The sequence below is a fragment of the Methylorubrum podarium genome, from assembly GCF_022179745.1.
Taxonomy (GTDB): domain Bacteria; phylum Pseudomonadota; class Alphaproteobacteria; order Rhizobiales; family Beijerinckiaceae; genus Methylobacterium; species Methylobacterium podarium.
In genome coordinates this window covers 1-5,002 of record NZ_BPRD01000658.1, presented here as the reverse complement: position 1 = coordinate 5,002, position 5,002 = coordinate 1, and the positions used below count along the sequence as shown (strand labels likewise).

Annotated in this window: 6 protein-coding genes; all 6 read left to right on the top strand. The window is 70.1% G+C overall.

Annotated elements, in window-relative coordinates; genetic code table 11:
• The first annotated feature begins 550 nt into the window (after positions 1 to 550).
• Complete coding sequence (minC, locus tag MFF42_RS25425) at positions 551 to 1,189, top strand: septum site-determining protein MinC (protein WP_238258753.1); 639 nt, start codon at positions 551 to 553, stop codon at positions 1,187 to 1,189.
• Between the two features lie 12 nt (positions 1,190 to 1,201).
• On the top strand, positions 1,202 to 2,017 hold the full coding sequence (gene minD / locus MFF42_RS25420) for a septum site-determining protein MinD (RefSeq protein WP_012453139.1): 816 nt from the start codon (positions 1,202 to 1,204) through the stop codon (positions 2,015 to 2,017).
• Entirely contained in the window at positions 2,014 to 2,301 is a 288-nt protein-coding gene (minE, locus tag MFF42_RS25415) for a cell division topological specificity factor MinE (RefSeq protein ID WP_238258752.1), read from the top strand. The genes minD and minE overlap by 4 nt, the downstream gene beginning before the upstream one ends.
• 434 nt (positions 2,302 to 2,735) lie before the next feature.
• Positions 2,736 to 3,245 (top strand): RNA polymerase sigma factor, encoded by a 510-nt coding sequence (locus MFF42_RS25410; protein WP_238258751.1) that lies wholly within the window; start codon positions 2,736 to 2,738, stop codon positions 3,243 to 3,245.
• 148 nt (positions 3,246 to 3,393) lie between these two features.
• A complete protein-coding gene (locus MFF42_RS25405; protein WP_238258750.1) occupies positions 3,394 to 4,335 on the top strand; it encodes a FecR family protein in 942 nt (313 codons plus the stop codon).
• A 163-nt stretch (positions 4,336 to 4,498) separates the two neighbouring features.
• Positions 4,499 to 5,002 (top strand): STN domain-containing protein (locus tag MFF42_RS25400; RefSeq protein WP_238258749.1); only part of this gene is annotated, 504 nt, incomplete at its 3' end.

The window sequence follows — 5,002 nt, the reverse complement described above, 5'->3', positions numbered from 1 at the left end:
GCAAGGGGGAGGAGAGACGCTCCGGCATGCCAGCACAGAGCGGCGACATCGCCGCCCTTGCGCTGCGCCTCGGCACCGCCCCCGCCAGGGCTGACTCCTCCTCCAGTGCCCGGGCGCGCGTCGCAAGCACGGTCGACTCGGACCGGCCATCGCCACGGCGTCCATGGCGCCCTTGCCGGTACCGGATGCCTCGATCCGGCCCGCCTGCTCCCGGGTCGCGCATCAGCGCGCTCTCGCGCTCGGCGACGTCGCGGATCCGTGATCCGCGAGCCTGATTCGCATCGGTCACAGGATCCGGCGATCCGGGCGACACAGGCTGGCTTGAAGGTTGTTTCCGCCGGCACATTTCAGCCAAGCCTTTGGCGGGAAGCCGTTTTTCGGGACGAGAGCGTGTGATGGAAACATCCTGCCCGGCAATTCTTGCCCAGCACCCGGAAAAATTAACCCCCCGGTAACCATCCGGGCAGTCAATGGGTGCGTCGGTAAGGAAACGTCAACGCCCGTGACCAGCCCCGCTCCCACCCGCCCCTCACTGCCCCTGCGAGGCCGCGTGTTCCGCGCCGTCTCGCTGGCGCCGGAAGCTCCCCTCGCCGAATGGCTCGCCCTGCTGGACGCGGCCCTGAAGCGCTCGGCCACGCTGTTCGACGACCGGGCCGTGATCCTGGACGTCGCCGGCCTGAACGCCGCGCCGTCCGAGTTGGAGAGCCTGATCGCGGAACTGTCGGCCCGCAAGCTCCGCATCCTCGGCATCGAGGGCGCGGAGGCTCCCCTGCCCTCGCTCCTGCCGCCGCGGCTCGTCGGCGGCCGCCCCGTGGGCGACGTCTTCGAGGCGCCGGCTCACGAGGAAGAGAAGCCGGGCGTGTCGTCCCTCACCATCGAGGGCTCGGTGCGCTCGGGCCAAAGCATCGTCCACCGGGAGGGGGACGTGACCGTGATGGGCTCGGTGTCCTCGGGCGCCGAGATCCTCGCGGGCGGCTCCATCCACGTCTACGGCGCCCTGCGCGGGCGGGCCATCGCGGGCGCCGCCCGCAACCCTCGCGCACGCATCTACTGCCGCAAGTTCGAGCCCGAGCTTCTCGGCATCGACCGCCTCGTCCGCACGGCCGAGGACATGGGCACTCACCTGCGCGGCCAAGCGGTCCAGATCTGGTCCGACGGCGGCGCGATCAAGATCGCAGCCTTGGGTTAAGGGGAAACGAGAATGGCCAAGGTTCTTTGTGTCACGTCCGGCAAGGGCGGCGTCGGCAAGACCACCACGACGGCAGCGCTCGGTGCGGCGCTGGCGCAGGCCGGCGAGAAGGTCTGCGTGGTCGATTTCGACGTCGGCCTGCGCAACCTCGACCTGATCATGGGCGCCGAGCGCCGCGTGGTCTACGACCTGATCAACGTCACCAACGGCGACGCCAAGCTGCCGCAGGCGCTGATCCGCGACAAGCGCCTGGAGAACCTGTCCCTGCTGCCGGCCTCCCAGACCCGCGACAAGGACGCGCTCACCGACGAGGGCGTCGAGCGCGTGATGGGCGAGCTTCGCGAAAAGTTCGACTGGATCGTCTGCGACAGCCCCGCCGGCATCGAGCGCGGCGCCCAGCTCGCCATGCGCCACGCCGACGTGGCGGTGGTGGTCACGAACCCCGAGGTCTCCTCGGTGCGCGACTCGGACCGGATCATCGGGCTGCTCGACTCCAAGACCGTGCGCGCCGAGCGCGGCGACTCGATCGAGAAGCACCTGATCCTGACCCGCTTCGACCCGGCCCGTGCCGACCGCGGCGACATGCTCAAGGTCGATGACGTGCTCGAGATCCTCTCGATCCCGCTGCTCGCCATCATCCCGGAGAGCCTCGAAGTCCTGCGCGCCTCGAACGTCGGCTGCCCGGTGACGCTCAACAACCCGCTCTGCGCGCCCTCCCGCGCCTACATCGACGCCGTGCGCCGCCTGAAGGGCGAGACCGTGCCGATGGCGATCCCGTCCGACCGCAAATCCCTGATCAACAAGCTGTTCACACGGAGGGCCGCATGAGTGTTCTGACCTTCCTCAAACCCCGCGGCTCGGGCTCGGTGGCCCGCGAGCGCCTGCAACTGATCCTCGCGCACGAGCGCGCGGAGAACGGACGGCCCGACCTGATCATCACCCTGCGCGAAGAGATCCTGAACGTGATCGCCAAGCACGTCACGGTCGAGCGCGACAAGGTGCAGATCAAGCTGGACCGGGGCGAGGGCGTCTCGACGCTCGGCGTCGACATCGAATTCCCGGTGGACGCCGTCCTCAGCCAGAAGCCGAAAGCGAAGCGCGCCAGCGCCTGAGCGTCTCTCACGAAACGCCCGCTGCCCTTTCATCGCCAGAGCCAGAACGGCCAGCGATCGGGAGTTCTGTGAAGCACTCCGAATTGGGATCTCGAAACCTCGTAGAAGCCCGCGCCGTCGGATCGATGGCGCGGGCTTTTCCCGTTTCGCCGCCCTCCCGGCGCCAGGTCGCGAAAGGCCGGCCGGGACGCGGCACCGTGGCTCGACGGCAACAGACGTCGTCTTTGCGGTCCGGCCCAGGATAGCGGCAGTAGAACCACAGGCTCTGGGGCGATCGATTCCGACAGGGACCTCAACGGCTTGTTTTGATTAAGACCAATACTCTAGAACCCATACAAACTATTCACCCGGACTTGCCCAATGCGAATTTTGCGCCTCCCGTAGCGGCCGGGAACGGTGCCGTCGCGCGTGTTCGTGGGGTCGGGATTCGAGGGATGTCGGCGGGGTTGATCGAGGCTCTGCATCGGGGCGAGGGCGCGAGGCTGCAGCGCTTCCTGGTGCGCCTGCTGGGCAATCCGGCCGACGCGGCCGACGCCGCGCAGGAGACCTATCTGCGCCTCGTGAAGGCGCTCGACCGGACGGAGATCGAGCAGCCGCGGATCTTCCTGTTCTTCGTGGCGCGCAACGTCGCCCTCAATCTCGGGGCACGGCGGCGCTTCGAGAAAGGGCTCTTCTCCTCCCTGACGGATCTCGATCTCGCGGAGGTGGCCGACGGCCAGTCGCGGCCCGAGCAGCAGGTCATCGCGCGCCAGCAACTGCGCCTCGTCGCGGCCGCCATCGACCGGCTGCCGCCGCGCTGCCGCGAGGTGTTCCTGCTCAGCACCCTCGACGGCCTGCCCAACGGCATCATCGCGGCGCGGCTTGGGATCAGCCGCAACATGGTCGAGAAGCACTTGATGAAGGCGTTCCTCCACACCCGCCGCACCTGCCGCGATTTTTTCTGAACCGGCACGTCAGGGGTTTCCGTCCTCGCCGGTCTCTATGAGGGGGACGGGGCTCGCGCCGGTCCAATCCGGGCAGGCGGGACGGGCCGTGGCAAGAGAACCGGCAAGAGAACCGGACAAGAACGACAGAACCGGCAAGAACGACGGAATGAACGAGCGCACGCCCCCGGACGCGCCGGACGAGGCCGAGGACGATCCGGTCTACGAGGAGGCCGCGCTCTGGGTCGCGCGCCTCTCCTCGGCGGACGCGACGGAGGCCGATCGCAGGGCTTTCGAGGCGTGGTCGGCGGCCGATCCCGCCCACGCCGAAGCCTTCGCCGAGATGGAGGCGTGGCGCCGCACGATGAAGCGGGCGCCCGATCCGCGGCGGCGCCGGCTGCCGAAGGGCCTCGCGGCGCTTACCGCCCTCCTCGGTCTGGCCGGCCTCATGGGCGATCCGCTCGGCTGGGTGGACCGGATTCGGGCGGATGCCTGGACCGATCGCGGCCGCATCGAGGCGACGACCCTGCCCGACGGAAGCCGGGTCGATCTCAACACCGACACGGCCCTGGCGCTGCGGTTCACGGACGGCGAGCGCGGCGTCGCGCTGCTGCGCGGCGAGGCGGTGTTCGACGTCGTGCCCGATGCCGGGCGCCCCTTCATCGTGCGCGGGAACGGGGTCCGGGCCCGCGCGGTCGGGACGCGCTTCTTCGTCCGGGTCGATGGGGCTGCCGCTCCCGTCGGCGTCGCCGAGGGCCGCGTCGACGTCGCGACGGATTCCGGCCGGACGCTTCTCCAGGCCGGCGAGGTCGCGGTCCGGGACGAGGACGGCCGTCCCGTCGCCCGCAAGGGCGACGTGGCGCGGGCGATTGCGTGGCGCGAAGGGACACTCACCGTCTCGGGTCAGCCGCTCACCCAGGTTCTGACCGAACTGGAGCGTTACCGGCGCGGCCGCATCCTGCTGGTGGATTCCGCGCTCGGCAGCCGCCGCTTCAGCGGCACGCTCGACCTGCGCGACACCGACGCCGCGCTCGACGTCCTGGCTGCGGCGATGGGGCTGCGCCTCACCCGCCTGACGCCGCTGCTCGTCCTCGTCCGAACGGATTTCTGAGGCGCATGGGCAAAAAACCTTGGTTCCGGAGGTCAGGAGTTTCCCGGCTCGCCGGTCTATCGGTGCAGGAGCGGGCGTGGCCGCTTCCGGCCGGGGATACGGGGCGCGGGACATGGTGGTGGGAGATCGACGCGGAGTGGCGCGGCGCGCGCGGGATCTCGCTTTGGCGGGTACATCGCTGATCGCTCTGCTTCCGACCCTGACGCAGGTCGCCCTCGCCCAAGCCGCGCTCGCCCAGGTCGCCCCCGCCCAAGTCGCCCGCGCCGAGGATGCGGCGCTGGTCTCCTCCGATCGGATCCGTCTCGTCCCCGTCACCGACGGCTCGCCCTCCGGTCCGGGCGACACGGAGGCGTCGCGGGTCCGGGTCGCGGTTCCGGCCGGGCCGCTCGAACCGGCCCTGACGGTCCTGGCCGAGCAGGCAGGGCTGACTCTCGCCTACCGGACCGCCCTGACCGAAGGGTTGACCACCCGAGGCGTCGAGGGCACCTTCCGGCCCCTCGACGCCTTGGCCGAACTGCTCGACGGCACCGACCTGACCTACCGGGCGGCCGGCCCCTCGACGATCACCCTCGTCAACCCGCGCTACGTCCAGCTCGACACCGGGGCGGCGCCGTCCGTGACGCTGGAGGAACTGGCGGTCGAGGGTGAGGCCCGCGGCGGCGCCCGC

Excerpts from the sequence above, each read along its gene's own strand:
- minD (WP_012453139.1), top strand. The coding sequence starts at position 1,202 with ATGGCCAAGGTTCTTTGTGTCACGTCCGGCAAGGGCGGCGTCGGCAAG.
- minE (WP_238258752.1), top strand. The coding sequence starts at position 2,014 with ATGAGTGTTCTGACCTTCCTCAAACCCCGCGGCTCGGGCTCGGTGGCC.
- MFF42_RS25410 (WP_238258751.1), top strand. The coding sequence starts at position 2,736 with ATGTCGGCGGGGTTGATCGAGGCTCTGCATCGGGGCGAGGGCGCGAGG.
- MFF42_RS25405 (WP_238258750.1), top strand. The coding sequence starts at position 3,394 with ATGAACGAGCGCACGCCCCCGGACGCGCCGGACGAGGCCGAGGACGAT.